Annotated in this window: 22 protein-coding genes and 1 tRNA gene; 4 read left to right on the top strand and 19 right to left on the bottom strand. The window is 64.1% G+C overall.

Going from position 1 to position 25,196, the window contains the following annotated elements; translation table 11 throughout:
• The 8 genes from XcuCFBP2542_RS11265 to grxD all read right to left on the bottom strand — a co-directional run bounded on the left by XcuCFBP2542_RS11265 (window position 1) and on the right by grxD (window position 9,088).
• A complete protein-coding gene (locus tag XcuCFBP2542_RS11265) occupies window positions 1–1,167 on the bottom strand; it encodes a PilW family protein (protein ID WP_104603656.1) in 1,167 nt (388 codons plus the stop codon).
• Entirely contained in the window at window positions 1,164–1,643 is a 480-nt protein-coding gene (gene pilV, locus XcuCFBP2542_RS11260; RefSeq protein WP_372372385.1) for a type IV pilus modification protein PilV, read from the bottom strand. The genes XcuCFBP2542_RS11265 and pilV overlap by 4 nt, the downstream gene beginning before the upstream one ends.
• Window positions 1,640–2,155, bottom strand: coding sequence for a GspH/FimT family pseudopilin (locus tag XcuCFBP2542_RS11255; RefSeq protein WP_104603655.1), 516 nt, complete (start codon window positions 2,153–2,155; stop codon window positions 1,640–1,642). The genes pilV and XcuCFBP2542_RS11255 overlap by 4 nt, the downstream gene beginning before the upstream one ends.
• A 172-nt stretch (window positions 2,156–2,327) precedes the next feature.
• On the bottom strand, window positions 2,328–3,713 hold the full coding sequence (ppnN, locus tag XcuCFBP2542_RS11250; protein WP_104603654.1) for a nucleotide 5'-monophosphate nucleosidase PpnN: 1,386 nt from the start codon (window positions 3,711–3,713) through the stop codon (window positions 2,328–2,330).
• Window positions 3,714–3,819: 106 nt separating this feature from the next.
• Window positions 3,820–7,065, bottom strand: a complete 3,246-nt coding sequence (locus XcuCFBP2542_RS11245) for a TonB-dependent receptor (RefSeq protein WP_104603653.1) — start codon at window positions 7,063–7,065, stop codon at window positions 3,820–3,822.
• 366 nt (window positions 7,066–7,431) lie between these two features.
• The gene (locus XcuCFBP2542_RS11240) at window positions 7,432–8,031 is read right to left on the bottom strand and encodes a YhgN family NAAT transporter (RefSeq protein ID WP_104588811.1); all 600 of its coding nucleotides are present in this window, start codon (window positions 8,029–8,031) and stop codon (window positions 7,432–7,434) included.
• Complete coding sequence (locus tag XcuCFBP2542_RS11235) at window positions 8,028–8,771, bottom strand: SDR family NAD(P)-dependent oxidoreductase (protein WP_167526875.1); 744 nt, start codon at window positions 8,769–8,771, stop codon at window positions 8,028–8,030. The genes XcuCFBP2542_RS11240 and XcuCFBP2542_RS11235 overlap by 4 nt, the downstream gene beginning before the upstream one ends.
• A complete protein-coding gene (gene grxD / locus XcuCFBP2542_RS11230; RefSeq protein WP_029221564.1) occupies window positions 8,768–9,088 on the bottom strand; it encodes a Grx4 family monothiol glutaredoxin in 321 nt (106 codons plus the stop codon). The genes XcuCFBP2542_RS11235 and grxD overlap by 4 nt, the downstream gene beginning before the upstream one ends.
• A 120-nt stretch (window positions 9,089–9,208) precedes the next feature.
• On the opposite strand from grxD, the gene XcuCFBP2542_RS11225 reads away from it, so the two are divergent.
• Window positions 9,209–9,787, top strand: coding sequence for a superoxide dismutase (locus XcuCFBP2542_RS11225; RefSeq protein ID WP_104603651.1), 579 nt, complete (start codon window positions 9,209–9,211; stop codon window positions 9,785–9,787).
• A gap of 139 nt (window positions 9,788–9,926) precedes the next feature.
• Here the strand turns inward: XcuCFBP2542_RS11225 and XcuCFBP2542_RS11220 are convergent, their stop codons facing one another.
• The gene (locus tag XcuCFBP2542_RS11220) at window positions 9,927–11,072 is read right to left on the bottom strand and encodes a 5-(carboxyamino)imidazole ribonucleotide synthase (RefSeq protein WP_104603650.1); all 1,146 of its coding nucleotides are present in this window, start codon (window positions 11,070–11,072) and stop codon (window positions 9,927–9,929) included.
• Entirely contained in the window at window positions 11,069–11,572 is a 504-nt protein-coding gene (purE, locus tag XcuCFBP2542_RS11215) for a 5-(carboxyamino)imidazole ribonucleotide mutase (protein ID WP_104603649.1), read from the bottom strand. Before purE ends, XcuCFBP2542_RS11220 begins: the two co-directional genes overlap by 4 nt.
• A 58-nt stretch (window positions 11,573–11,630) precedes the next feature.
• Between purE and XcuCFBP2542_RS11210 the strand changes: the two genes are divergently transcribed.
• The 3 genes from XcuCFBP2542_RS11210 to XcuCFBP2542_RS11200 all read left to right on the top strand — a co-directional run bounded on the left by XcuCFBP2542_RS11210 (window position 11,631) and on the right by XcuCFBP2542_RS11200 (window position 13,893).
• On the top strand, window positions 11,631–11,900 hold the full coding sequence (locus XcuCFBP2542_RS11210; protein ID WP_104603648.1) for a Trm112 family protein: 270 nt from the start codon (window positions 11,631–11,633) through the stop codon (window positions 11,898–11,900).
• Window positions 11,897–12,781, top strand: coding sequence for a carboxylating nicotinate-nucleotide diphosphorylase (gene nadC / locus XcuCFBP2542_RS11205; RefSeq protein ID WP_104603647.1), 885 nt, complete (start codon window positions 11,897–11,899; stop codon window positions 12,779–12,781). Before XcuCFBP2542_RS11210 ends, nadC begins: the two co-directional genes overlap by 4 nt.
• Before the next feature lie 65 nt (window positions 12,782–12,846).
• A complete protein-coding gene (locus XcuCFBP2542_RS11200) occupies window positions 12,847–13,893 on the top strand; it encodes a DUF2272 domain-containing protein (RefSeq protein WP_104603646.1) in 1,047 nt (348 codons plus the stop codon).
• 198 nt (window positions 13,894–14,091) lie between these two features.
• Here the strand turns inward: XcuCFBP2542_RS11200 and pnp are convergent, their stop codons facing one another.
• From pnp to nuoN, 9 genes are all read right to left on the bottom strand, one after another.
• Window positions 14,092–16,206, bottom strand: a complete 2,115-nt coding sequence (gene pnp / locus XcuCFBP2542_RS11195; RefSeq protein WP_104603645.1) for a polyribonucleotide nucleotidyltransferase — start codon at window positions 16,204–16,206, stop codon at window positions 14,092–14,094.
• A 169-nt stretch (window positions 16,207–16,375) separates the two neighbouring features.
• On the bottom strand, window positions 16,376–16,636 hold the full coding sequence (gene rpsO, locus XcuCFBP2542_RS11190) for a 30S ribosomal protein S15 (RefSeq protein ID WP_005991399.1): 261 nt from the start codon (window positions 16,634–16,636) through the stop codon (window positions 16,376–16,378).
• A gap of 157 nt (window positions 16,637–16,793) precedes the next feature.
• Complete coding sequence (gene truB / locus XcuCFBP2542_RS11185; protein ID WP_104603644.1) at window positions 16,794–17,720, bottom strand: tRNA pseudouridine(55) synthase TruB; 927 nt, start codon at window positions 17,718–17,720, stop codon at window positions 16,794–16,796.
• Window positions 17,721–17,799: 79 nt separating this feature from the next.
• Window positions 17,800–18,201, bottom strand: coding sequence for a 30S ribosome-binding factor RbfA (rbfA, locus tag XcuCFBP2542_RS11180; protein WP_104603643.1), 402 nt, complete (start codon window positions 18,199–18,201; stop codon window positions 17,800–17,802).
• Window positions 18,202–18,345: 144 nt separating this feature from the next.
• A complete protein-coding gene (infB, locus tag XcuCFBP2542_RS11175) occupies window positions 18,346–21,057 on the bottom strand; it encodes a translation initiation factor IF-2 (RefSeq protein ID WP_167526874.1) in 2,712 nt (903 codons plus the stop codon).
• 95 nt (window positions 21,058–21,152) lie between these two features.
• Entirely contained in the window at window positions 21,153–22,664 is a 1,512-nt protein-coding gene (gene nusA / locus XcuCFBP2542_RS11170; RefSeq protein ID WP_104603641.1) for a transcription termination factor NusA, read from the bottom strand.
• A gap of 4 nt (window positions 22,665–22,668) precedes the next feature.
• The gene (rimP, locus tag XcuCFBP2542_RS11165; RefSeq protein WP_104603640.1) at window positions 22,669–23,259 is read right to left on the bottom strand and encodes a ribosome maturation factor RimP; all 591 of its coding nucleotides are present in this window, start codon (window positions 23,257–23,259) and stop codon (window positions 22,669–22,671) included.
• Between the two features lie 197 nt (window positions 23,260–23,456).
• A tRNA-Met gene (locus tag XcuCFBP2542_RS11160) sits at window positions 23,457–23,533 on the bottom strand.
• Window positions 23,534–23,704: 171 nt separating this feature from the next.
• The gene (gene nuoN / locus XcuCFBP2542_RS11155) at window positions 23,705–25,165 is read right to left on the bottom strand and encodes an NADH-quinone oxidoreductase subunit NuoN (protein WP_104603663.1); all 1,461 of its coding nucleotides are present in this window, start codon (window positions 25,163–25,165) and stop codon (window positions 23,705–23,707) included.
• Window positions 25,166–25,196 lie beyond the last annotated feature (31 nt).

Genomic DNA, 25,196 nt, shown 5'->3' with positions numbered 1-25,196 from the left:
TTAATTCCCGAACAGTCGATTACGCAGTGCAATCGTAGACTCGTAAGTCATCCTGTAGCGCCCGTCCGCCTGAGTGGGTTGCGCGAAAGATATTCCCAGCGCACTCGGGTTGCGAACTGCATTGGCAGGCCTCTCGGCTGCGGATGGTGTCGGGCTGCGCGCCAGGATACCGACCTGGACCTGCCCAACACGCCGCCATTGGGCAGCTGCGACAGCATCCGTTCCAGTCGAGACATCGCTTGCCACAGCTTGGCTACTGATATTACCCACTGGCGGCGAGGTAGTGGACATATTGTCGGTCTGGTCGAGACCGAACAACAGTTGCATATTCTCGATACCTTCGACCAATTCCTCCGGAGTAGCGTAGTCGTCCGCTCCATTGGAACGTGCCCGCATCAGCACCGGCTCACCCGAAGCGGCTGACGTCCCCACGTAGTACACCAACGACTCGGCGCGATAAATCAGCGCCTGACCACTAGGTCTGGTCGAATACTTGGATAGATTGGTTCCGTTGGCAGTGACCTTGCCACTCTCATAGGCGCCCTTGAATACGGTGGCATGCGCGCAATCTGCGATTCCAAACAGGTTTGGCGATGCCTGCCCACCCTCGGTCAGGCGCCGTCCAGCGGTAGCATCGAAGCTCGCAACGCTAGTACTCCCTGAGGTCAATGTAGTGATCGGCACGCTTTCCGGTGCGAGATAGCGCAGGACCAGAATGTCACTACCACCACGAGGATTGAGCTTGGAGATCGCCGATGGCAGATTGGCAGGCAGCGCCCAGGTAGCGCCGATCGTCAGGCTTGCTGGCGGCTTTGTGTTAGGCGCTTCGTAGCCTTGAATACTGACGCTGAAATCCAGCGGATGGCCGGAGCCGCTCGCTGCGCCAGTCGTGACCACCGGATCGCCCTCCCCACGTACGAAATGCGCTTGGTCGTTGACACAGCCGAAGTGCCCTGCCATACGAATGTCGCGCTGCAAGAACTCCAAAGCAAACCGACCGTTTTCCTGAGCGCGTGCATTTCCTTCAGCCAGCATCGATGCGGTGCGGGATGCGGAAAAAACCTGGATCACCCCAAGCATCAACACCAACCCGATCACCATCGCGATCATCATTTCGATCAGGCTGATGCCGGCAATGCCGCGTTTGGCTATGGCACGAGGATTCATAGCTGAGATACCAGAGTGAACGTGGTCCGTGCATCAGGATTACTGGCGTCCCAGCGCTGGTCTCCCCACGCGATACCTACGGTGACCTGGCCATTGGTGTTGAGGACGGTTGCACTGGCCCCTTCGCCCAAAGCTTGTACCACTTGGCATTTCCAGCGCGCAATGTTGTTTGCAATGGTGACCGAGTTTCCCAGGGTCCGACTACAACTGGTCGAAGTTACTGTATTGGCGGAAAACGTGGCATCTGTATACCAAGCGGATTGAAAGCGATTGCTGCGCATCTGGTCCAGCAAGTCGTAGGCCAGGTTGGTGGCCTGGGTACGGTAATTGGCGCTTTGAACAAAGCGGACATTGGCCGTCTGCAATAACGCGAACCCGAGCAAGCCGAACGCAAGCACAATAATGGTGATCAGCACCTCAAGCAAACTGAAGCCTTGGGATCGTGAGCGCGATACGAATGAACGGGAATACATCATTGACAGGTGCCTTTCTGAGACGTGATCTGACCAGCACCGTTGACTACCAAGGTACGACGCAGCGCCTGCCCGTCGCACACTGTTGGCTGCAGTGTGATTTGCTGATTGGTGGACGCGACCCTGCGCCCGCGCCCATCAAAAGCGATCGCCGCGCCAGATGGACCTGAACTTGTCAGTGACCGGTCTATCGAAACAAAGCGCAAGACGGTGTCGCCGCTCTTGAAGACCCCATCGCCATCGGCATCCGCCCAGGCAAGCATCCCACTTGCCCAATTATTGTCGCAGGCTGCTCCTGACGCGCTACCACAGACACCCCCACCTCGCCGATTGCGGATTGCCTCGCTGCGGGCAAGAGATAACAGCCCGATGCTCTCGTTGGTAGCACTCGCGACGCGGTTGGAGCGGATCACTCCACGGAAACTGGGAAATGCAATCGTCAACAGGATCGCCAAGACGGCGATCGTGATCATCAATTCCACGAGAGTGAAGCCGGTAGGTCGGCGAAAAGACATTGGACGCTCCCCAGCGTGACGTGCCCAAAATGCACCCTGAAGCCCTGACGCGACAAGCGCTGGGGGACGAACGGTCGTTTCAGGGTTACTGGCGTACGCGCAAAGGCAAGGCCGGCAGTTTGCTACTGACCTTGGTTCAGCCCACTTCAGGCACTGCGGCCTGCGGCGGGCCTCAGGTCACCACCCGATAACAAGGCCGATAATCGCCAGAGATCTTCATCCGGCGCTGCTCCACGAAGCCGCGTAGCAGTTCGTCCAGGGCCTGCATGATGTCGGGGGCGCCGTTGATCTCGAACGGGCCGAATTCCTCGATGCGGCGCATGCCGTCTTCCTTGACGTTGCCGGCGACGATGCCGGAGAAGGCGCGCCGCAGGTCCGCAGCCAGGGCGGGCGCCGGGCGGCCGTGGTGCAGGTCCAGGGCGGCCATGGCTTCGTGGCTGGGCACGAACGGCTGCTGGTACTCCAGCGGGATGTGCACCGACCAGTTGAAGTAATAGGAGTCCTTGTGATCCTTGCGGTGCGAGCGCACCTCGTGAATGCCCTCGGCCATGCGGCGGGCCACCGCGACCGGGTCGCCGACGATGATCTCGTAGCGCGAGGCGGCGGCATCGCCCAGGGTCAGGCGAATGAAGCGGTCGATCTGTTCGAAGTACGCCGAGGCGATGGTCGGGCCCGTCAGGATCAGCGGGAACGGCAGGTGCGCATTCTCCTCGCGTAGCAAGATACCGAGCAAGTAAAGGATCTCTTCGGCCGTGCCGACGCCCCCCGGGAACACCAGGATGCCGTGACCGATGCGGACGAAAGCCTCCAGCCGCTTTTCGATGTCCGGCATAATGACCAGATGGTTGACGATCGGGTTCGGCGATTCGGCCGCGATGATGCCGGGTTCGGTCACGCCGATGTAGCGCGTGTGGTGCTTGCGCTGCTTGGCGTGGGCGATGGTGGCGCCCTTCATCGGACCCTTCATCGCACCCGGGCCGCAGCCGGTGCAGATGTCCAGGCCACGCAGGCCGAGCTCGTAGCCTACCTGCTTGGTGTAGAGGTATTCGTCGCGCGAGATGGAATGCCCGCCCCAGCACACCACCAGATTCGGGTCCGACGGCTGCAGGATGCGCGCGTTGCGCAACTGGCCGAAGACCGCGTTGGTGATGCCTTCGCTGGTGTCCAGATCGCCCCGCTGCGCTTCCAGTTCGATGGCCATGTAGGCCAGGTCGCGGACCACGGCGAACAGCAATTCGGCCACGCCACGAATGATTTCGCCGTCGACAAAGGCCATTGCCGGTGCGTTGCTCAGGTCGATGCGGATGCCACGGTCCTGCTGGTTGACCTGGATATCGAAATCCGGATACAGGTCGCGTGCGGCGCGCGGGTCGTCCGAGGCGCTGCCGCTGGTCAGCACGGCCAGCGCGCAACGGCGCAGCAACTCGTGCATGCCGCCACCGGATGCATCGCGCAGCCGGGCCACTTCCGCCTTGGACAGCACGTCCAGGCCACCACGCGGATAGATCCGCGCATCCACTACCGGCAGCGCCCGCGCCGCCGTACTGCTGAGTTCCATAGCTTGCTCCTGTCGTCTGCGCAGGACTTTAGCGTACTCGCCCGCACAAAAGAAAACGGCCGGGTTGCCCCGGCCGTTTCCGCAACGCGTGCCACGCCAATAGCGATCAGAACTGGTAGCGGAAGCCCAGCTGCAGTGCCCAGCGGGAGATGCCACGATCATCGTAGATTGTCGACTGGTCAGGCGTATTGAAGCGATACACGTACTTGCCGCTGGCCGCATCGATGCCGCCGTACTCGACTACGCCACGCATGCCGGGGAAGCCGTACTCGTCGACGCGTCCCCACTTCTTGTTGAGCAGGTTGCCAACGTTCATGACGTCCAACCAAAGGGAGGCCTTGTTGCCCTTGAAGAAGCCCGGGATTTCCTGCTCGATGTGCAGATCGAACTGGTTGATCCAGGAGTTACGTGCGCCATTGCGTTCGGCGACCTGACCACGACGGGCGGCCAGATACTCATTGCCTTCAATGTACTTCCAGAACGCTTGCTCTTCCGCTGCTGTACCGAACAGCACATCGCCACGGCCGGCCGGGATATACAACAGGTCGTTAAGGCGACCATCGCCGTTGGCGTCGTTGTCGAAGGTGTAACTGTACGGACGACCATTGCGGCCCTGATAGATCAGACCCACCTTGGTCTCGTAGTCGCCGAAGAACGCGTGCTTCCAGTTCAAGGTCCCCAGGAAGCTGTTCTTGACCTCATACGCTGCGGTCGAAGCAACATTTTCATTTGCCTGGAAGACTGCGGTATTGGCCAGCTGCGAACCCGACACCGAGCTGGTCAGACCGCTGACCTCGTCGGCGTCGGTGTAGGTGTAGTACAGGCCCCAGGACCAGTCGCCGCCGTTGAAGGGCTTGTTCAGACCAAAGGTGAAGCTCTCGCTGCCCCCCTTGTCGGTCGGACGCGCGATGATCGCATCGTTGAAACGTGTATCGCGTAAACCGCGTGCGTCAACCGATGAACCTGTGCCACGCAGACATGCCGCCGGAGCGCCCGCACCGGTCGGGTTGCGACCGTCCTCCAGCCAGCAGGCCGGATTCAGCCCTGGCGTATTCCAGTACAGGTTACGGCCGTCCTGGCCCACGCGGCTGGTGCTACCCAGATTGAGCTGCTGATAGTAGATCGCCTCGTTAACCTTGGTCACCACCGCCTCGGCGGACGCGACGATGCCGTACCAGGGCAATTCGGTATCGAATGCCAGATTGGCCTTCCACACCGACGGCTGACCCAGCTTGCTGTCGACGAAATCGACCGACTGGGTGGCGCCATTCACCGACCCGTTTCCAATCGGCTGGTTGTTGATGTCCGGCGTAAAGCGAATCCCGTTGGAGTTCACCAGGGCTTGGCTGGAGAAGTTGTAGTCGGTGTAGGCCAGACCGGTATTGGAGTACGGGTTGGACAACCACACGGTTGCCGCGGCGCCCTGGAACAGGCCCACGCCGCCACGCAGCTGGGTGGGACGATCGCTGTCGAAGGTGTAGTTGAAACCGAAGCGCGGCTCGAACAGACCGTTGCCATCGATGGTCTGGTCATTGCGGAAGCCAAACAGCGTCGAAGCCGCTGCATTGTAGGCAGGGCTGTTCTTGACCATCGGCTCGTCGTAACGCAGGCCGAAGGTCAGGGTCAGGTTGTTATTGACCGCCCAGGTGTCCTGCAGGAAAACGCCGACGTTGCGCATTCCCCAGTCCGCTGCGATGTCCTCGACGTTGCCGCTGTTGGAACGCGAATACCGATAGTTCAGCGGGCGATTGGCCGCGTAGTCGGCAATCGAGTTGAACGTGTACGAACCGAAGACACGCTGGCCGAACAGATTGAACAGGTCGTTGTCTTCGTAGTCGAAGCCGAACTTGACGGTGTGATCGTTCAAAAACAGCGTGCCAGCGAAGAAGGCATTCCAGGTTTCGGTCCGCAGCTCGTTGGCCTGGGTGCTCTGCTCGGTACCGAGGTTGACGGTGTTGTTACCAATGCGCACGGCGATGGCGGGCAGCTGCGAAGCGGCGGTACGCACGGCCGAATAATCGCGGTAGGACACCTTGGCTTCGGTGGAGAACGTATCGGTCCAGTCGCTGAACAACTGGGCGGTGTACGTCTTGAGGCTGAAGTCGCGAACGTAGTGATACGAGTTCAGCGACAGCGACTGATTGCCGAAGCCGTTGAGGTTGGCGGTGCTCTGCTCGCTTTCGCCATAACGCAGCGAAGCGCGGTGCTTGTCGGAGATGTTCCAGTCGAGCTTGAAACCCTTCTCTTCGGAATCCGAATCCAGCGCCGGCAGCGCCAGGGTTCCCGGATCGAAGCCGTAGACATTACGCGAGATGTCGATGATCTGATCGACCTGCGCCTGCTGGATCTGCACGGTGTTGCTCTCGCCCGAACCGATCGGACCAAAGCCGGAGGCACCGGTGAAAACGCCCTTGCCCTTGTACTTTTCGTAGTTGGCGAAGAAGAACAGCTTGTCCTTGATGACCGGCCCACCCAGGGTCAGGCCATAGGTGGTTTCGCTATCGAACAGTTGCGGGCGGATATTGTTCTGGTTCTTGCCCGACCAATCGTTCTCGCGGTAGGTGCCGTAGACCGAGCCGTGGAATTCGTTGGTACCGGATTTGGTGACCGCATTGATGACGCCGCCGGTGGCGCCGGTGATGGTGACGTCGTAATTGGCGACGTCGACGGAGATTTCGTCGATGACGTCCATCGAGAAGGGCTGGCGCGGCGTCGGCAGGCCATTGGACTCCAGGCCGAACGCGTCGTTGGTGTTGATGCCATCCACGCGGATCAGGTTGAAGCGCGGATTCTGGCCGCCCACCGAGATTTCGTTACGCGCCTTGTCGGTCTGCGCCACGCGCGGATCCAGGCGGACGTAGTCCTGCAGGTTGCGGTTGATCGACGGCAGCGATTCGATCTGCTCGCGAGTCACGTTGGTGCCGGTGCCCATCTTGTTGGCACTGAACAGCGCCGAGCCGTAGTCGCCACCGATGGCCTGCACGGCGCCCAGCGTGGTGACGTCGCCGCCCAGCGACGCATCGACGCTGTTGACCTGATTGAGGTTCAGGAATACGCCGTCTTCGGTCTTGGTGCCTTCGCCGGACTTGGTGATGGTGATGGTGTACGGGCCACCCACACGCAGGCCGCGCGCGTTGTAGCGTCCGCTGGCATCGGTGGTGGCGCGGCTCACGGTGCCGGATTCGACGTGGGTGATCGTCACTTCGGCATTGGGCACCGGCTGCCCGCCACTGCCGGTCACCAGGCCAGCAACGCCGGCAGAGGTGCTCTGGGCGAACACGGGGGCGGCGGCGAGCGCGGCAACAAGGCCAAGCGTGAGCTTGGACATGCGGAGACAACGGGGGTGGGTCATTTCGGTGGCCTCGATACAAGTTGGGCAGTGACAAAAAGCGCAGTCAGCCCAACCGTTCCCGGGGTTGGGCTGCCGATGATCTGGGGTCCCTCGCCGCGCGACTGGTTGCTGCCGCAACGGTTAACAACAGATTAACACGCTAAGGCCTGATTGTGACGGCGGCGTGACAAAGTTCGCTTGGTGCAACATGCACTTCGCGGACAAGGACGTGAAATGCCCGGCCGATCAGGATCTCATCGCAAAGTAGACTAGCGTCGCGAAATGGCTTGCCCCCCGCATTGCGGACGGACTGCCACCAATTGCGCAGCGCGGCTTGGGGACGTCGCCGATTGCAGTGCAGGCGGAACGCCGGCCGTCGCTGCCGCCCTAGATCGACACAGGCAGCTTGAAGTAGGTGCCCAGCCCATCCAGGAACATCTGCACCGAGATGGCGACCAGCAACATGCCCATCAGGCGTTCGACCGCAGTCAGGGCGCGGTGCCCCAGCAGCTTGTACAGCAGCGGTGCGGAGGCAAGGATCGAGGAGGCGCCGATCCAGGCGATCATCAGCGCCAGGCTCCAGTCCCACAACCGGGTGGGTTCATTGCTGCCCATCAGCATCACCGCCGCCATGCCCGAGGGGCCGGCCACCAGCGGAATGGCCAGCGGCACGATGAAGGGTTCGCCATCGGGAAGCTCGCCCATCAGCCCTTCCGGGCGCGGGAAGATCATGCGGATGCCGATCAGGAACAGCACGATGCCGCCGGCGATCGCCACCGACTCCTGGCGCAGGTGCATCAGCTCCAGCGCGTACTTGCCGCCCCACAGGAACGCCATCAGCACGCACAGGGCGATCAGCAGTTCGCGTGCCAGCACGAAGCGCTGGCGCTTGGGCGGCAGCGGCTTGAGCACGCTGAGGAACACGGGGATGTTGCCCAGCGGGTCGAGGATCAGGAACAGCAGCAGGGCTGCCGAAAGAATGGTCATGCGGACGGGCTCCAGATCGCGCCGCGGTGCGCGGCACCGGCCCGGGACAACAGGCTGACGCAAGCAGTGGCGTAGCGCACCGGGTCGGCCGCGTCGCGGTCTTCCTGGTGGGTGAAGGCGCGCGCGCGCAAGGCGGTGCGCATGGGGCCCGGCTGCAGGCCGTGGATGCGCACCGGGCCGGCGGCGGTTTCGTGATGCAGGCTGGCGATCAGCCCGCGTTGCGCATGCTGCGCGGCCCCGTAGGCACCCCAGTAAGCCTGCCCGACGCGTGCGACATCGTCCACCACGAACACGGCTGCCGCGTCGACCTGCTGGCGCAGCAGCGGCAGGCAGGCCTGCGTCAGCCAGGCGCGCGCGGTGAGGTTGACGTGGATGCTGCGGGCGAAGTCGGCGGGCGCCGCAAGTTCGGCCGGGGTGAGGCCGCCGAACTCGGCAGCACACTGGAGCAGCCCGTGCAGGCCACCGAGTTCGGCATGCAACCGCTGCGCCAGCGCGGCATAGTCGTCCGGCGTGGCGCCGGCCAGATCCAGCGGGTAGAGCAGCGGTTCGGGGCCCAGCTTGGCAAGCGTGTCGTAAACGCGTTCCAACGGGCGCAGCTTGCGGCCAAGCAGCACCACCGTGGCGCCCGCACCGGCGCACGCCTGCGCGGCGGCGGTACCTAACCCGCCGGCCGCGCCGGTAATCAGGACGATTCGCCCGGCCAGCGCCTGCGCTCCCACCCCGTCCTGCGACACACTCACGGCTGGTAGGCCTCGCTGACGATGCGCTTGAGTTCGCCGGCTTCGAACAGTTCCAGCGTGATGTCGCAACCGCCGATCAGCTCGCCGTGGATGAACAACTGCGGGAACGTCGGCCAATTGGAATAGCGCGGCAGGTTGGCGCGTATCTCGGGTTCTTCCAGCACGTTGACGGTGCGCAGCTGGTCGGCGCCGGCGGCCACCAGGGCCTGCACCGCGCGACTGGAAAAGCCGCACATCGGGAATTGCGGGGTGCCTTTCATGAACAGCACGATCGGGTGCTGTTCGACTTCGGCCTGGATGCGTTCCATCACCGGCATTGAACTCTCCTGACTGGGAGCGGCAGGCCCGACCGCCGGGTCGGATAGACTTCCGCAAAGGCGCGCATTGTAAGCCTTCACGCGACCCGCCGCCGGACTCCCTTCGCTGCCCTGCCCATCATGCCGATCGAATACCTTGCCCTGCCCTACTCTCGCGCCGCGCTGGAGCCGCATTTGTCTGCCGCGACACTGGAAGCCCATCACGGCGTGCTCCACCGCAGCGACGTGGAACGGCTCAATGCGCGCATCGACGGGAGCGAGTTCGCCGAGCTGACGCTGGAAGAGATCATCGCGCGGGCGCAGGGCACGCTGTTTCACTTGGCGGCACAGGTCTGGAATCACAATTTCTACTGGCAGTGCCTGCGCCCACGCGGCGGCGGCGAGCCGCTGAGCAAGCTGGCCGACAACATGGGCAAATCATTCGGCGACTTTGCGCACTTCAAGCAGGAATTCAACCGCGTCGCGCTGGGCACATTCGGCTCTGGCTGGGCCTGGCTGGTGCAGCGCCCGGACGGCACCTTGGCGGTGGTCGCCACGCCGAATGCGTCCACTCCGCTCACCGGGCCGGACACGCCGCTGCTGGCCTGCGATCTTTGGGAGCATGCGTATTACCTGGATTACCAGCGCGACCGCGCGCGCTACCTGGATGCATTCTGGAAACTCATCAACTGGGACTTCGTGGCCAGCCGGCTGCGCTAGCCGCCCGGCGCGCGAGGGCAGTTGCACGGGCGATCATGCGGCAGCTCGTCCGGCCGAATCGCGCGCGCATCAAGCGGTGCGTTGCGGCCTCCGTTGCCGATGCCGCTGGATCGCGATATCGCACGCAAGCCGCCGCAACCTACTCACCGCGCAGGCGCGCGACCACCGGCGCCACCTGGACATCGCGCTGCACTGCCGCGCCGGCCTGCGTCAGAGCCTGCATCAGTGCCTGCGGCGTGTCGGCACGCAGCGTGGCATGCCCGACCTTGCGCCCCTCGCGCGGGTGCTTGCCGTAGTCGTGCCAGTGCCCACCGGGCACCGCCAGGAACGCTTCGGCATCGGGCATCGCACCCAGCCAGTTCAACATGCAGGCATGGCCGCGCATGGCGGTGCTGCCCAATGGCAGGCCAAGCACGGCACGCACATGATTCTCGAACTGCGAGGTTTCGGCGCCTTCGATGGTCCAGTGCCCGGAGTTGTGCACACGCGGCGCCATTTCGTTGGCCAGCAATTGGCCATCGCGCACGAACAGCTCCAGCGCGAACACGCCCACGTAATCCAGGGTGTCGGCAATCGCGCGCGCGCGCGTTTCGGCCAGCATCTGCATGGCGGCGTCCACGCTGGCCGGCGCCAGACTCGCCGACAGCACGCCATCCACATGCCAGTTTTCGGTCAACGGCCAGGCGCGGAATTCACCGTCGCGACCACGCACCGCCACCACGCTGACCTCGCGCTGGAACGGCACGAAGGCCTCCAGGATCAACCCGACCCGCTCGGCCTGCGCACCCAGTGCGTCCCACGCGGCATCGGCATCGGCCAGCGTCTTGATCCGGAACTGGCCCTTGCCGTCGTAGCCGAAGCGGCGCGTCTTGAGCACGCAGGGCGCACCGATGCATGCCAGTGCGGCGTCCAGGCCGGCGCGATCGTCGATTGCGGCGAATTCGGGCACCGGGATGCCGAGCTCGCGAAACAGGGTCTTTTCGCTGAGCCGGTCCTGCGCCACCGCCAACGCCTGTGGACGCGGAAACACCGGCAGCTGCGCTGCTAAGTGCTGCGCACTGGCTGCGGGCACGTTTTCGAAATCGAAGGTGATCGCATCGGCCTGCGCGGCGAATGCAGCCAGCACAGCGGTATCGTCGAAGGCGCCCACCTGCAGCGGCGCCAGTTGCCCTGCGCAGGCATCGGCGGCCGGATCGAACGTCGCAAAGCGCACGCCCAGTGGCGCACCGGCCAGGACCAGCATGCGGGCCAGCTGGCCGCCTCCCAGAATGCCGAGCGTCGTCATTGGCGCGGGTCGTCGCTGGCCATGACATCGTCGGTTTGCCTGGCGCGGAACTGCGCCAGCGCCTGCCCGATCTGCGCCTGCTCGGGTGCCAACATCGCTGCCGCGAACAAGGCCGCATTCGCAGCGCCAGCGTTGCCGATTGCGAAAGTGGCCACCGGAATGCCAGCCGGCATCTGCACGATCGACAGCAGCGAATCCATGCCATTGAGCGCCTTGGACTGCACCGGCACGCCCAGCACCGGCACCGCCGTCTTGGCGGCCAGCATGCCCGGCAGGTGCGCCGCGCCGCCGGCACCGGCAATGATCGCGCGCAGGCCGCGTGCGCCGGCCTGCTCGGCGTAGGTGAACAGCACATCCGGCGTGCGGTGCGCCGAGACCACCTTGACTTCGTAGGGCACGCCCAGCGCATCGAGCTTCTGAGCTGCGTGTTGCATGGTCTCCCAATCCGAACGGGAGCCCATCACGATGCCGACCAGCGGCGCGGAGTGGTTGGAGGTCATGGCCCTGCCCTGCGGTAAAGACGTATTCTAGCCAATCTCCACGCAAGACAAGACTTCGATGGATCGCAAACTGCTCGACCTGCTGTGCTCGCCCGATACCCGCCAGCCACTGGCGCTGCTGGATGGCAAGGGCCTGGAAGCACTCAACACCGCCATCGCCGGCGGAACCCTGCAGCGCGCCGATGGCAGCGTGCAGGCGCAAACACTGCGCGAAGCGTTGATTACCCGCGACCGCAAGCGGATCTTCCGCGTCGATGACGGCATTCCGGTGCTGCTGGCCGAAGAAGCCATCGCCACCGCGCAGATTGCCGACTTCCCCGAGAAGTGACTTCGCCCGTGCGCACCAGCCTGCCGGAGGCGCCGCCTGTGGAGCTGGTCGAGGCGGACGTGGCGCGCGCGCTGGCCGAGGATATCGGCAGCGGCGACGTCACTGCCGCGCTCTTGCCCGACCAGGCCGACAGCGCCTACCTGTTGTGCAAGCAGGACGCGGTGATCGCCGGCCGGCCCTGGTTCGATGCCGCCCATCGCGCGCTCGATTCGCAGGTGCGCATCGACTGGCACGTCCACGAAGGCCAGCGCGTCAGCGCCGGCACCGTGCTGGCCCTGCTGCAGGGCCGCAGCCGCAGCCTGGTCAGTGCCGAGCGCACGTCGCTGAATTTCCTGCAGACGCTCTCGGCCACTGCCACCACCACGGCGGCCTATGTCGCCGCCGTGGCCGGCACCGGCGCGCGCATCCTGGATACGCGCAAGACGCTACCCGGCTTGCGCACGGCGCAGAAATACGCGGTGCGCTGTGGTGGTGGCGACAATCACCGCATCGGCTTGTTCGATACGGTGATGCTGAAGGAAAACCACATCCGCGCCGCCGGCTCGCTGAGCGCGGCGGTGCGTGCCGCACGCACGCAGCAGCCGCAGCTGCCGCTGGTGGTGGAGGTGGAAACGCTGGAGCAACTGCGCGAAGCCTTGCAGGTGGGCTGCACCCGCATCCTCATCGATGACTTCGATCCGGCCATGCGTCGCGAGGCGGTGCGTATCGTCGCCGCGTTGCCGTGCGCGCAACGCATCCCACTTGAAGTCTCCGGCAGCGTGGACCTGGCCGGCATCCGCGCCATTGCCGAGGACGGCGTGGACTGCATCTCCATCGGCGGGCTGACCAAGCACGTTCAAGCGGTGGATCTATCGCTCAAGCTCGGACCACCACCGCGCTGATTTCACGCCTGCACGCAGGCCGCTCTGGCAGCCTGCAGCCATTGAGATTTCGTGCGGGACGTTCGATGACTGCAAGACCTTGGCCGTGGATCTGTGTGCTGCTTGCAGGATTGGGGGGCAGCGCCGCTGCGGCGGAAGTGTGCGACGTTCCGCCACGCTTCGGCACCAGCCCGGCCGCCATCGCCATCGTGCGCAGCGCCTGCAACGAGCATCGCCTGTGGCAACGCCCCTTCATCGACACCAAGGGCCGCCTGGCCAACCTGGGCGTGACTGAAGCGGAATCCGGTTATCTGGCCGACCACGGCTTGGTGGCCTGGCAGCGCGTGGCCAGCTACTGGCGCGAGAGCGGCACGCTCGCTTCGATGAACGGCCAGCCGGGAGCATCCAGTTGCGCCGCACTGGATGGCACGCGTTACACAGCCAGCGATTGCCGCGCGTTCCTGGTGGACAATCCCTGGTCGGCCGCTTTCATTTCCTGGGTGATGACGCAAGCCGGACTGAGCGGCTTCCATCGCTCGGCGCGCCATCTGGACTACATCCGTAGTGCCTACGACGACGGCGCCACCGGCCCCTACCAGTTCACCGACCCGGCGGTGGAAAAACCCGCTCCCGGCGACATGCTATGCCTGCTGCGCGGGCGCAGCGTGGCGCTCGGCTACGCCGGCCTGAAATCCGCGCTTGGCGGCAGTGCGCCGATGCCTTGGCAGTCGCATTGCGATGTGGTGGTGGCCGCCAACGTCGGCGGCGACCGCACGCTGTACCTGATCGGCGGCAATGTCTTCAACACGGTGATGATGCGCAAGATGCCGCTGGACCGGGCCGGCCGCGTGGTCTTGCCCACGCCACAATCCAACAACAGCCAGGACCAGGGCGAAGACGGCCTCGGCATCGCCAGCGAATGCACGCCCACGCACGAAGAGCTGTGCGATTTCAATCGTCGCGATTGGGCTGCATTGTTGAAGCTGCGTCCTGATGCCGCAGTGGTGGCACCGACGGCGCCGCTGTCGACACCCGGCACCGCGCCTGCGCAACAAACGATGCCGCCCGGCTTCCCTCGCGTCGTACCGCCGCGCCTGGAAACGCAGCCTGTGCCGACGCAACAGCCTGAGTGAGCCAGGATTCAAAGCCCCCTCCCGCCGGGGGGGAGGGGGCGGGGCACGAGGCCTTTGCTCCGTTCCAACTGCACCTGGCTTCGTCCGTACCCTCATCCGCCCCTACGGGGCACCTTCTCCCGATGGGAGAAGGAATCAAGCACACAACAAGAAAGCGGGCCGAAGCCCGCTTTCTTGTGATGCATCGACCTGCAGCGATTACTCGGCCGAGGCCTGCACGCCTTCGCCCTCTTCCACTGCCTTGATCGACAGACGGATACGACCCTGCTTGTCCACTTCCAGCACCTTGACGCGGACCAGATCGCCTTCCTTCAGCTTGTCGCCGACCCGCTCCACGCGCTCGCTGGAAATCTGCGAGACGTGCACCAGGCCGTCCTTGCCCGGCAGGATGGTCACGAACGCACCGAAGTCCATGATCTTGGCGACCTTGCCTTCATAGATGCGGCCCGGCTCCACGTCCGAGGTGATCTGCTCAATGCGCGACTTGGCCGCCTGCGCAGCGATGGCGTTGACCGAGGCGATGATGATCGTGCCATCGTCCTGGATGTCGATCTGCGTACCGGTTTCCTTGGTGATGGCCTGAATGGTCGAGCCGCCCTTGCCGATCACTTCGCGGATCTTGTCCGGGTGGATCTTGATGGTCAGCAGACGCGGCGCGTAGTCGCTCAGCTCCTGACGCGGGGTGGTCAGCGCCTTGGACATCTCGCCCAGGATGTGCAGACGGCCGGCCTTGGCCTGCTGCAATGCCTGCTTCATGATCTCTTCGGTGATGCCTTCGATCTTGATGTCCATCTGCAGCGCGGACACGCCTTCGGCAGTACCGGCCACCTTGAAGTCCATGTCGCCCAGGTGATCTTCGTCACCCAGGATGTCCGACAGCACCACGAAGCGGTCGTCTTCCTTCACCAGGCCCATGGCGATACCTGCCACCGGTGCCTTCACCGGCACGCCGGCGTCCATCAGTGCCAGCGAGGAGCCGCACACCGAGGCCATCGACGACGAACCGTTGGACTCGGTGATTTCCGAGACCACGCGGATGGTGTACGGGAATTCTTCCAGGCTCGGCATCACCGCCAGCACGCCGCGCTTGGCCAGGCGGCCGTGACCGATTTCGCGACGTTTCGGCGCACCGAAGCGACCGCACTCGCCCACCGAATACGGAGGGAAGTTGTAATGGAACAGGAAGTTTTCCTTGTACTCGCCGCTGACCGCGTCGATCACCTGGCCGTCGCGGGCAGTGCCCAGCGTGGTGACCACGATCGCCTGCGTCTCGCCGCGGGTGAACAGCGCCGAGCCGTGGGTACGCGGCAGCACGCCGGCCTGCACCGCGATCGGGCGCACGGTGTCCAGTGCACGGCCGTCGATACGCACCTTAGTGTCCAGCACCGAGTCGCGCATGGTGTGGTATTCAAGCTCGCCGAATTCCTTCGACAGCTCAGCGGAATTCCAGCCTTCGGAGGCCACACGGCCGGCCAACGACTCCAACACGTTTTTCTTGATGGCAGAAATGGCGTCACGGCGCTGCAGCTTGTCGCGCACCTGGAAGGCGCCGGCCAGCTGGGTGCCGACCGCTTCCTTCAGCGCGTTGATCAGCGCAGTGTTCTTGGCCGGGGCCACCCAGGTGCTGGGCTTGGTGCCGGCTTCGACGGTCAGTTCGTTGATCGCGTTGATGACCTTCTGCAGTTCGCGATGACCAAAGGTGACCGCGCCCAGCATCACTTCTTCCGAGAGCAGCGCCGCTTCGGATTCCACCATCAGCACCGCATTGGCGGTACCGGCGACCACCAGCTCCAGCTGCGAATCCTTCAGGTCGGTGATGGTCGGGTTGAGGATGTACTCACCGTTCTTGTAGCCCACCTTGGCGGCGCCGATCGGGCCGTTGAAGGGGGTACCGGCCAGCGACAGCGCAGCCGATGCGCCGATCAGCGCGGCGATGTCGCCATCGATGTCCGGGTTCATCGACATCACGGTGGCGATGATCTGCACTTCGTTCTTGTAGTCCTCCGGGAACAGCGGACGGATCGGACGGTCGATCAGGCGCGAGATCAACGTCTCCTTCTCGGTCGCACGTCCTTCGCGCTTGAAGAAGCCGCCCGGGATGCGGCCGCCGGCATAGAACTTCTCCTGGTAATCGACCGTCAGGGGAAAGAAGTCCTGCCCTTCGCGCGCGGTTTTTGCGGCGACGGCGGTGACCAGCAGTACGGTGTCGTCCATCTTGACGATGACGGCACCGCTCGCCTGGCGAGCGACTTCGCCCGTCTCCAGGGTGACGGTGTGCTTGCCGTACTGGAAGGTTTTGGTGATTTTTGCCACGGAGGTTTTTTCCTTAGGTGTAACTGTCTGCGTTGGACCGTCGTCGACCCATGCCGAGAACGGGCGGCCGGGAGGCTCCGGCCCATGTACGTAACTGCTGCGATGACATTGTTGCGAAAGACCAAAACAAAACCGCGGCGCATCGCTGCGCCGCGGCGGTAGGACTCGATCAGCGGCGCAGGCCGAGCTTCTCGATCAACGACTTGTAACGATCGTTGTCCTTCTTCTTCAGATAATCGAGCAGGCTGCGGCGACGGTTGACCATCTGCAGCAGGCCACGACGGCTGTGGTGATCCTTCTTGTGGGTCTTGAAGTGACCGGTCAGCAGCTCGATACGTGCGGTGAGCAGCGCGACCTGCACTTCCGGCGAACCGGTGTCCTGGGCGCTGCGCTTGTTGTCTTCAATAACTTTCTGGGTGTCGACAGACATGATGTGTTCTCGATAGATGCGTGGTCGACAGGAACGTGCATGACGCACCGCCGGACTCGCCGTTTGCTTGGGATGAGCGCGCGTGGCGCAGAGGTGCCCCGATTCGGGGCCGCGAAAGTGTAACGTCGTGCGGCCGCAGGGACAAGTTGACTAAACCTTAACAACCGGGATTATCGTTCAGCCCGTTGAAGAGCCGCTGCGGCGACAACCGGCCCTGTTCGTCCACCAGGCCTAGTCCCGAAGGCGTTCCGTCCGGGCCGAACACGGCGACCTGGCCCGCAGGAAAGGCGTCATCACGCAGGCGCTGGCCCATCCGGAACCGGGTCGCATGGGCCTGGTCCAAGGTGATCTGCGCAAAATCGGCCAAACCGGCCTGGATCGGCAGCAGCAGATCTTCCGCCCGCGCCCCCGATTCCAATGCCGCACTCAACGCTTCAAGGGTCATCATCTGTGGCGACCGGAACGGCTCCACCCAGAGCCGGCGCAGCGAGGCGATATGCGCGCCGCAGCCGAGCACTTCGCCCAGATCACGGGCCAGGCTGCGGATATAGGTGCCGGAGCCGCAGGTCACGCGCAGCTGAAGACGCGGCGCCTGGTAGCCGATCAACTCGATCGCATGCACCTCGACCTCGCGCACCGGGGCCTCGATCATCTCGCCCCGGCGTGCCTTGGCATACAGCGGCTCACCACCCTGCTTGAGCGCGGAGTAAATGGGAGCCTGCTGCTGGATGCGCCCGATAAATGGAGCCAAGGCCGCACGCAACGCGTCTTCGCTCAGCGCCGGCACTGCACGCTCGCGCAAGACCTCGCCATCTGCATCGTCGGTATCGGTAGTCACGCCCAGCACCACTTCGGCGTCGTAGGCCTTGGCCGCACCCAACAGCAGCCCGGCGATCTTGGTGGCCTCGCCCAGGCACAACGGCAGCAAGCCGGTGGCCAGCGGATCCAGGCTGCCGGTGTGGCCGCCCTTCTCTGCCCGCAGCAGGCGGCGCGCGGCCTGCAAGGCATTGTTGGAACTGAGCCCGGCCGGCTTGTCCAGCAACAGGATGCCGTGCAGCGGGCGATAGACGATGCGGGATTTCAAAGGATCGATGCTCGAATCAGGGCATGACGTGCCTGCGAAGATCACGACCGCGGCGTGGGCGGCCCGTGTGACGCCGCGCTCAGCGCGGCTCGGCGGCGTCGGCGTCGGCGTCGCTGGACGCGGCAGCGGGGCCGACGTCGTCCAGGTCACGCAGCAGGTTGTCGATGCGCTCGCCGCGATCGACCGAGTCGTCGTAGTGGAAATGCAGCTCGGGCACGTGACGCAGCTTCATCGCGCGCGCCAGTTGCGTGCGCAGCTGCCCGGCGATTTCCTTCAGCCCCTTGACCGCTTCGGCCGAGCGCTCCTGCTGCAACGCAGTGACGAACACCTTGGCATGGGCCAGGTCGCGGCTGATTTCAACGTCGGACACACTGACCGACGGCAGGCCGTGGTCGCGCACCGCCGCGTGCACGATCGTGCCGAGGTCGCGACGCACCTGCGCGGAAACGCGGTCGGTGCGATGGAATGATTTGGTTGGCATGGTCGTGGACCTGGTTGATTCGGAGGGCCAGATGGCACCGAAGCCAAAAACGAACGCGGGCGGCCATGCCGCCCTCGCCTTGCAGAACGTGCGTGACGCCATGCGCCAGCGCGGTAAATCGGGGCCCGCAGGCCCCGATTTCCATTACAGCGTACGGGCAACCTCGATACGCTCGAAGCACTCGATCTGGTCGCCGGCCTTGACGTCGTTGTAGGCCTTCACGCCGATACCGCACTCGGTCCCGTTGCGCACTTCCTCGACGTTTTCCTTGAAACGGCGCAGCGATTCCAGCTCGCCCTCGAACACCACCACGCTGTCGCGCAGCACGCGGATCGGCTTGCTGCGCTTCACCACGCCTTCGATGATCATGCAGCCTGCAACCGCACCGAACTTGGAGCTGCGGAACACATCGCGCACCTGCGCGATACCGATGATCTCTTCGCGGATTTCCACCCCGAGCAGACCGGAGGCCACCTGCTTCACCTGGTCGATCACGTCATAGATGATCGAGAAGTAGCGCAGATCGATGCCGTTGGACTCGACGATCTTGCGTGCCGACGCATCCGCACGCACGTTGAAGCCGATCACCGTGGCCTTGGAGGCCGCGGCCGAATTGGCATCGGACTCAGTGATGCCGCCTACGCCGGAGTGGATCACGTTGATGCGGATGTCGTCGTTGGACAAGGCCACCAGCGACTGCTTGAGCGCTTCCACCGAACCCTGCACGTCGGCCTTGATGACCAGGTTCAATACCTGCTGGCCTTCGCCCTTGCCCATCTGGGCCAGGATGTCTTCCATGCGGTTGGTGGCCGAGGCGACCAGACGCGACTCGCGGCGCTTGGTCTCGCGCTGCTGCGCCACGTCCTTGGCCAGGCGCTCGTCGTCAACCACGACGAAGTCGTCACCGGCTTCCGGCACGCCGGACAGGCCCAGCACCTGCACCGGGATCGACGGGCCCGCCGAGGCCGGCTGATGGCCGGTTTCGTCGAACAACGCACGCACGCGGCCGTACTGGATGCCGCACACCAGGTAATCGCCACGCTTCAACGCGCCCTGCTGCACCAGCACCGTGGCAACCGGGCCGCGGCCCTTGTCCAGCGAGGACTCGATGACGGTACCGCTGGCGCGGCCGTCGGCCACCGCCTTGAGTTCCAGCACTTCGGCCTGCAGCGAGATCGCGTCCAGCAGCGTGTCCACGCCGGTCCCGACCTTGGCCGACACCTCGATGAACTGGGTATCGCCACCGAAGTCTTCGGCCACCACGTCTTCGGCCAGCAGTTCGTTCTTGACCCGCAACGGGTCGGCGCCGGCCTTGTCGATCTTGTTCACCGCAACGATCAACGGAACACCCGCTGCCTTGGCATGCGCCACCGCTTCCTTGGTCTGCGGCATGACGCCATCGTCGGCCGCAACCACCAGTACCACGATGTCGGTGATCTTGGCACCGCGTGCGCGCATCGAGGTAAATGCGGCATGGCCGGGCGTATCCAGGAAACTGATGACGCCACGGTCGGTTTCGACGTGGTAAGCACCGATGTGCTGGGTGATGCCACCCGCCTCGCCGGAAGCGATCTTGGTACGACGAATGTAGTCCAGCAGCGACGTTTTGCCGTGATCGACGTGGCCCATGATGGTCACCACCGGCGGACGCGGCGCGGCATCGCCCTGCGCGTCTTCGGCATGCGCCAGCAGCGCGTCCTCGAAGTCGGCATTGTCGGCGCGAACGGCCTTGTGGCCGAGTTCTTCGGTCACCAGTGCCGCGGTGTCGTGATCGATGCTCTGGGTGATGGTCGCCATGACGCCCATCTTGAACAGCGCCTTGACCACGTCGCCGCCCTTGAGCGCGAGCTTCTGCGCCAGGTCGGCCACGGTGATGGTCTCGCCGATCGCCACTTCACGCACCACCGGTGCGGTGGGACGCTCGAACCCGTGCGGACCGCTATTGCCCTGGTTACCACCACGGCCACCGTCATTGCCGCGACGCGACGACGACGAACCCGGACGACCGGTCGGCTTGCCACGCACGTTGGAACGACGCGCACGATCGGCCGCAGACAGATGCAACTGACCTGCAAAGCGCTTGGTCGCATCGTCGTCCTCGACGCCGGCCACCATGACGTGCGAACCGCGCGTCTTGTGCTTGGCCGCGTTGTTGCGATCGTCCGGGCGCGCCGGCGTGGCCGGACGCGATGCGGGCGACGCACCTGCCGGGCGTGCCGGACGCGGGGCCGACGACGGCGAGGAGGGCGCACGCGCGGCAGGGGCCGCAGACGGCGTTGGCGCAGCGGCGACCGGGGCCGGCGCGCTGGCAGCCGCAGCGGCTTCCTCGGCAGCCTTGCGCTCGGCTTCTGCGCGATCCTTGGCGGCCTGTTCTTCGTCGCGCTTGCGCTGGATTGCTTCGTCGCGCACGCGGTCGCTTTCGGCCAATGCCTGCTGCTCGTCGAGATTGCGCTGACGCGAGGCGGCGAGCTTGGCCAGGATGTCGGCCCGCTCTTCGTCCGGCGTCATCGGCGCGGCGCGGCCGCTGCCTTCGTTCTCGGACTTCACGTAGGTACGCTTCTGCCGCACTTCCACGTTGACCGTGGTCTTGGTGCCGCCGGCGTTGACCGTCACTTCCTGCAGCTTGCGCCGGTTGAGCGTGATCTTCTTGGCCGCTTCGCTCGCCGCATCGGCAGGCGAGTCGGCCTTGCCATGCGTGCGACGCAGGAAGCCAAGCAGTTTCATCTTCTCGGTGCTGGTCACGACCTGGTCGGGACCGCTGAACTTCATCCCGGCCTCGGCCAGTTGAACCAGCAGTTTATCGACCGGCGTGTTGACCAGTTCGGCAAGCTTGCGGATGGTGGTTTGCTGCGACATTCGGATCCTATGATCTGGTTGGCGCCCCCTCGCCCAGAGCAAGGGAAACGCTGATTCTAAGCCCTGATGGGGTCAGGGCGCGGTTCATTGCCGGCTCATTCGCCGCGCTCCAAACGGGCGATCTCCTCGGCGCGGGCCGCCAGGATCAGCGCCGCGGCGCGCTCCTGGGTCATGCCCTCGATGCCGAAGTCGACGATCTCGTCCGCGGCCAGGTCGGACAAGTCCTCGCTGGTACGCACGCCGTGCTCGGCCAGCGCAAAGGCCGTCTCCTCGTCCATCCCCTCCAGCGCCAGCAGGTCCTCGGTGGGCTGAGTTCCTTCCAGGCCTTCTTCCTCGGCCAGCGCGGCGTTGAGCAGCGCATCGCGGGCACGGGCACGCAGTTCTTCGACGATGTCTTCGTCGAAGCCTTCCACCGCCAGCAACTCGCCAACCGGCACGTAGGCGATTTCTTCCACGGTATTGAAGCCTTCGGACACCAGGATCGCGGCGATTTCCTCGTCCACTTCCAGGCGGTCCATGAACAGCTGGCGCGCCGATGCCTGTTCAGCCTCGGACTTGGCGGCCACCTGGTCGGCGGTCATCACGTTGAGCTGCCAGCCGGTCAGGCGGCTGGCCAGGCGCACGTTCTGGCCGCCCTTGCCGATCGCCTGGGCCAGGCGGTCTTCGGCCACGGCCAGGTCCATCGCATGCTTTTCTTCGTCGACGATGATCGACTGCACTTCGGCCGGCGCCATCGCGTTGATGACGAAGTTGGCCGGATTCTCGTTCCACAGCACGATGTCCACGCGCTCGCCATTGAGCTCGTTGGAGACCGCCTGCACGCGCGAACCGCGCATGCCGATGCAGGCGCCGATGGGATCGGTGCGGGTATCGTGCGCAATCACCGCGATCTTGGCGCGGTCGCCCGGATCGCGTGCGCAGGCCTTGATCTCGACCAGGCCCTGGCCGACTTCCGGCACTTCCAGCTTGAACAGCTCGATCATGAATTCCGGCGCGGCGCGGCTGATGAACAGCTGCGGGCCACGCGGCTCCGAGCGCACTTCGGCCAGGTAGCCGCGCACGCGGTCGCCGGGACGCAACACGTCGCGCGGAATGCCCTTGTCCTTGGGAATGAAGGCCTCGGCATTGCCGCCCAGATCGACAAAGATGTTGCCGCGCTCGGCGCGCTTGACCACACCGGTGATCAACTCGCCCACGCGGTCCTTCCATGCATCGACCACCTGCTGGCGCTCGGCTTCGCGCACACGCTGCACGATCACCTGCTTGGCAGCCTGGGCGGCGATACGGCCGAAATCCGGGTTCTCGATCTGTTCTTCGATGTAGTCGCCCACATCCACGCCGTCGGCTTCGTCGATGGCATCCATCAGGCGCACCTGGCGATCCGGCGACTCCATCACCACGTCGTCGGCCACCACTTCCCAGCGGCGGAAGGTCTCGTAGTTGCCGTCCTTGTGATCGATGGTCACGCGCGTCAGCACGTCCTGGTCGGGATAGCGCTTCTTCGCTGCGGAAGCCAGCGCGGCCTCGATCGCATCGAAGATCACTTCGCGCGGAACGCCTTTCTCGTTGGCCACCGCATCCACTACCAGCAAAAGTTCCTTGCTCATTTCGTCACTCCGCGCGCGGCTTGCCAGCCGCCGACTCGTTGGATGGTTTCTTCTTGTCGTGCCCGGGTTTTTTCGGGCCGGGCTTATTCGGTTTTTGCGGCGCCAGACCCAACGCGACCCAATCGGGCACGATGCGCGCCTTGTCGATATTGTCGAAGCCGACCTGCACGTCCTTGCCGTCGATGGCGAACACCACCGCGTTTGCCTCGGATTCGATCCGCACGATCTGGCCCTGGAAGCGGCGCCGACTGTCCTGCGCCAGCTTCAACACGATCTTGGCCGACTCGCCGGCATGGCGCGCGAACTGCTCAAGGGTGAACAAGGGACGATCAACACCCGGCGATGACACTTCGAGCGTGTAGTTGCCGCTGATGGGGTCTTCCACGTCGAGCTGGGCAGACACTTCGCGGCTGACGCGCTCGCAGTCATCGACGTTGATGACACGCTCGGGCTGTTCGACCAGCGGTACATCGATGTACAGACGCAAGGTCGCGCCGCCTGGCGCGGGAAGATATTCCACGCCCAGCAGCTCCAGGCCCAGGGATTCAACCGTTGGACTCAGCAGATTCGCGATTTCGGTCGCTTTTTCGCTCACAGACTGCCCTGATCAGATGATTGCCAGTAAAACCCCAGCAACCGGCAGCAAACTTTCCGGTTCCGGAAAAAACAAGGGGCCCGATGGGCCCCTTGCGTGAAAAAAGCCCGACCTCTCAGGGTCGGCGCAAGGACGGGAACATGCGTCCTTACGATCCAAGAAGTTGAATCATTGCAATAACGCAACAATTCGAAACTTGGTAGCGGGGGCAGGATTTGAACCTGCGACCTTCGGGTTATGAGCCCGACGAGCTGCCAGACTGCTCCACCCCGCAGCAGAAGCGGAATTATGAAGAACTTGAGCGGCAATTGCAAGCCCTAGTTTTTCATCTGTTGAACACCGTGGTGGCTGTTCAACTTCGCGGCAAATGATAACCGCAATGCAACAAAAACGAAACACCTATCACAGCGCTATTTCAATGCGATGCCTCGCATAACGCCTGGCCTCAAGCCAGCCCGGCGAACGCGCGCTGGCACCACACCATGATCGGGTTCCAGGCCAGGCCAAGGGCCAGCAAGGCCAGCGCGTTGACGCCAAGCACGGTGCCGAGCACACGATCGTTGTTGGCCGGCAGCGGTTGGCCCACAGGCTCATCGAAGTACATGACCTTGATGACGCGCAGGTAGTAGTACGCACCGATCACCGCACAGATCACGCCCACCAGCGCCAGCCACAGCATGTCGCCCTTCACCGCTGCGCCGAGCACGGCCAACTTGGTCCAGAAGCCGAGGAACGGCGGGATGCCTGCCAGCGACGCCATGATGCACAGCACCAGCCCGGCCATCCACGGGTTACGCGCGTTGAGGCCCTTGAAATCGTCGATGTTCTCGGCCTCGAAACCATTGCGCGACAGCGCAATGATGGCGCCGAACGCGGCGGTGGACATGATGGTGTAGCTCACCGCATAGAACATCGCGGCCGAATAGCCCTCTTCCCCGCCGCCGGCCACGCCAATCAGCAGGAAGCCGATATGGGAAACCGTCGAGTAGGCCAGCATGCGCTTGAGATTGCTCTGCGCGATCGCCATCAGGTTGCCGATCACCAGCGAGGCTGCCGACAGACCGCCGATCAGCAGATGCCACTGCGGCGACAACGGGCCCATGCCCACTTCCAGCAGGCGGTAAGCCATGCCGAAGGCGGCCAACTTGGGCGCGGAACTGATAAACAGCGCAATCGGAGCCGGCGCGCCCTGGTAGACGTCGGGCAGCCACATATGGAACGGCGCGGCGCCCAGCTTGAAGGCAACGCCAGCAATCATGAAGATGGTGCCGGTCAGCAACAGCGTGCGTTCGCCCGAGCCTTCGATGGCGTCATGGATGCCGGCCAGGCTCAAGGTGCCAGTGGCGCCGTAGACCAGCGACATGCCGTACAACAACAAGCCCGAGGCCAGTGAACCCAGCACGAAATACTTCATCGCCGCTTCGGTGGCCAAGCCGTTGTCGCGATTGGAGGCGACCAGCGCATACGAACACAACGCAAGCAATTCAAGACCCAGATACACCATCAGCAGGCTACCAGCCGAGGCGAGCAGCATCATGCCGGCGGTGGCGAACAACACCAACACCGGTATCTCGCCCTGATAGAGATTGCGTTCGCGCAGGTAAGTCCAGCCATACACCAGGCTCAGGCCGCTGACCAGCACGATCACGGTCTTCATCACGTCGGCAGCGGTATCGCGTACGAACATGCCACTGAAGATCTCCCCCTGCCCGCCTGTGCCGGTGGCCAGCAGCAGGAACACCACAGCCAGGACGGCGACGGAAAACAGGTGGGTCCAGACCTTGTTCCGCTGGCTCACGAACAGGTCGAGCATCAGCAGGGCAAAGGCGCCGCCGATCAGCACCAGCTCCGGTACAAGCGGAGCCAGGTCAGCGGTGGTCAACGGCGCGAGCGTTGGCGTGGTCATCATCAAATCCTGGAAATCAATACGGACGGCA

Origin of the sequence: Xanthomonas cucurbitae (assembly GCF_002939885.1) — a bacterium.
In the GTDB taxonomy this organism is placed as follows: Bacteria; Pseudomonadota; Gammaproteobacteria; order Xanthomonadales; family Xanthomonadaceae; genus Xanthomonas; species Xanthomonas cucurbitae.
The sequence above is the reverse complement of the archived record's forward strand: the minus strand, read 5'-3'. Positions and strand labels throughout refer to the sequence as shown.

Excerpts from the sequence above, each read along its gene's own strand:
- XcuCFBP2542_RS11210 (WP_104603648.1), top strand. The coding sequence starts at position 11,631 with ATGGATCGCAAACTGCTCGACCTGCTGTGCTCGCCCGATACCCGCCAG.
- infB (WP_167526874.1), bottom strand. The coding sequence starts at position 21,057 with ATGTCGCAGCAAACCACCATCCGCAAGCTTGCCGAACTGGTCAACACG.
- XcuCFBP2542_RS11200 (WP_104603646.1), top strand. The coding sequence starts at position 12,847 with ATGACTGCAAGACCTTGGCCGTGGATCTGTGTGCTGCTTGCAGGATTG.
- rbfA (WP_104603643.1), bottom strand. The coding sequence starts at position 18,201 with ATGCCAACCAAATCATTCCATCGCACCGACCGCGTTTCCGCGCAGGTG.
- XcuCFBP2542_RS11220 (WP_104603650.1), bottom strand. The coding sequence starts at position 11,072 with ATGACGACGCTCGGCATTCTGGGAGGCGGCCAGCTGGCCCGCATGCTG.
- purE (WP_104603649.1), bottom strand. The coding sequence starts at position 11,572 with ATGACCTCCAACCACTCCGCGCCGCTGGTCGGCATCGTGATGGGCTCC.
- XcuCFBP2542_RS11240 (WP_104588811.1), bottom strand. The coding sequence starts at position 8,031 with ATGACCATTCTTTCGGCAGCCCTGCTGCTGTTCCTGATCCTCGACCCG.
- nusA (WP_104603641.1), bottom strand. The coding sequence starts at position 22,664 with ATGAGCAAGGAACTTTTGCTGGTAGTGGATGCGGTGGCCAACGAGAAA.
- XcuCFBP2542_RS11265 (WP_104603656.1), bottom strand. The coding sequence starts at position 1,167 with ATGAATCCTCGTGCCATAGCCAAACGCGGCATTGCCGGCATCAGCCTG.
- XcuCFBP2542_RS11245 (WP_104603653.1), bottom strand. The coding sequence starts at position 7,065 with ATGACCCACCCCCGTTGTCTCCGCATGTCCAAGCTCACGCTTGGCCTT.
- ppnN (WP_104603654.1), bottom strand. The coding sequence starts at position 3,713 with ATGGAACTCAGCAGTACGGCGGCGCGGGCGCTGCCGGTAGTGGATGCG.
- grxD (WP_029221564.1), bottom strand. The coding sequence starts at position 9,088 with ATGCCGGTGATGGAACGCATCCAGGCCGAAGTCGAACAGCACCCGATC.
- nuoN (WP_104603663.1), bottom strand. The coding sequence starts at position 25,165 with ATGACCACGCCAACGCTCGCGCCGTTGACCACCGCTGACCTGGCTCCG.
- XcuCFBP2542_RS11255 (WP_104603655.1), bottom strand. The coding sequence starts at position 2,155 with ATGTCTTTTCGCCGACCTACCGGCTTCACTCTCGTGGAATTGATGATC.
- XcuCFBP2542_RS11225 (WP_104603651.1), top strand. The coding sequence starts at position 9,209 with ATGCCGATCGAATACCTTGCCCTGCCCTACTCTCGCGCCGCGCTGGAG.
- rpsO (WP_005991399.1), bottom strand. The coding sequence starts at position 16,636 with ATGTCTGTCGACACCCAGAAAGTTATTGAAGACAACAAGCGCAGCGCC.
- pilV (WP_372372385.1), bottom strand. The coding sequence starts at position 1,643 with ATGATGTATTCCCGTTCATTCGTATCGCGCTCACGATCCCAAGGCTTC.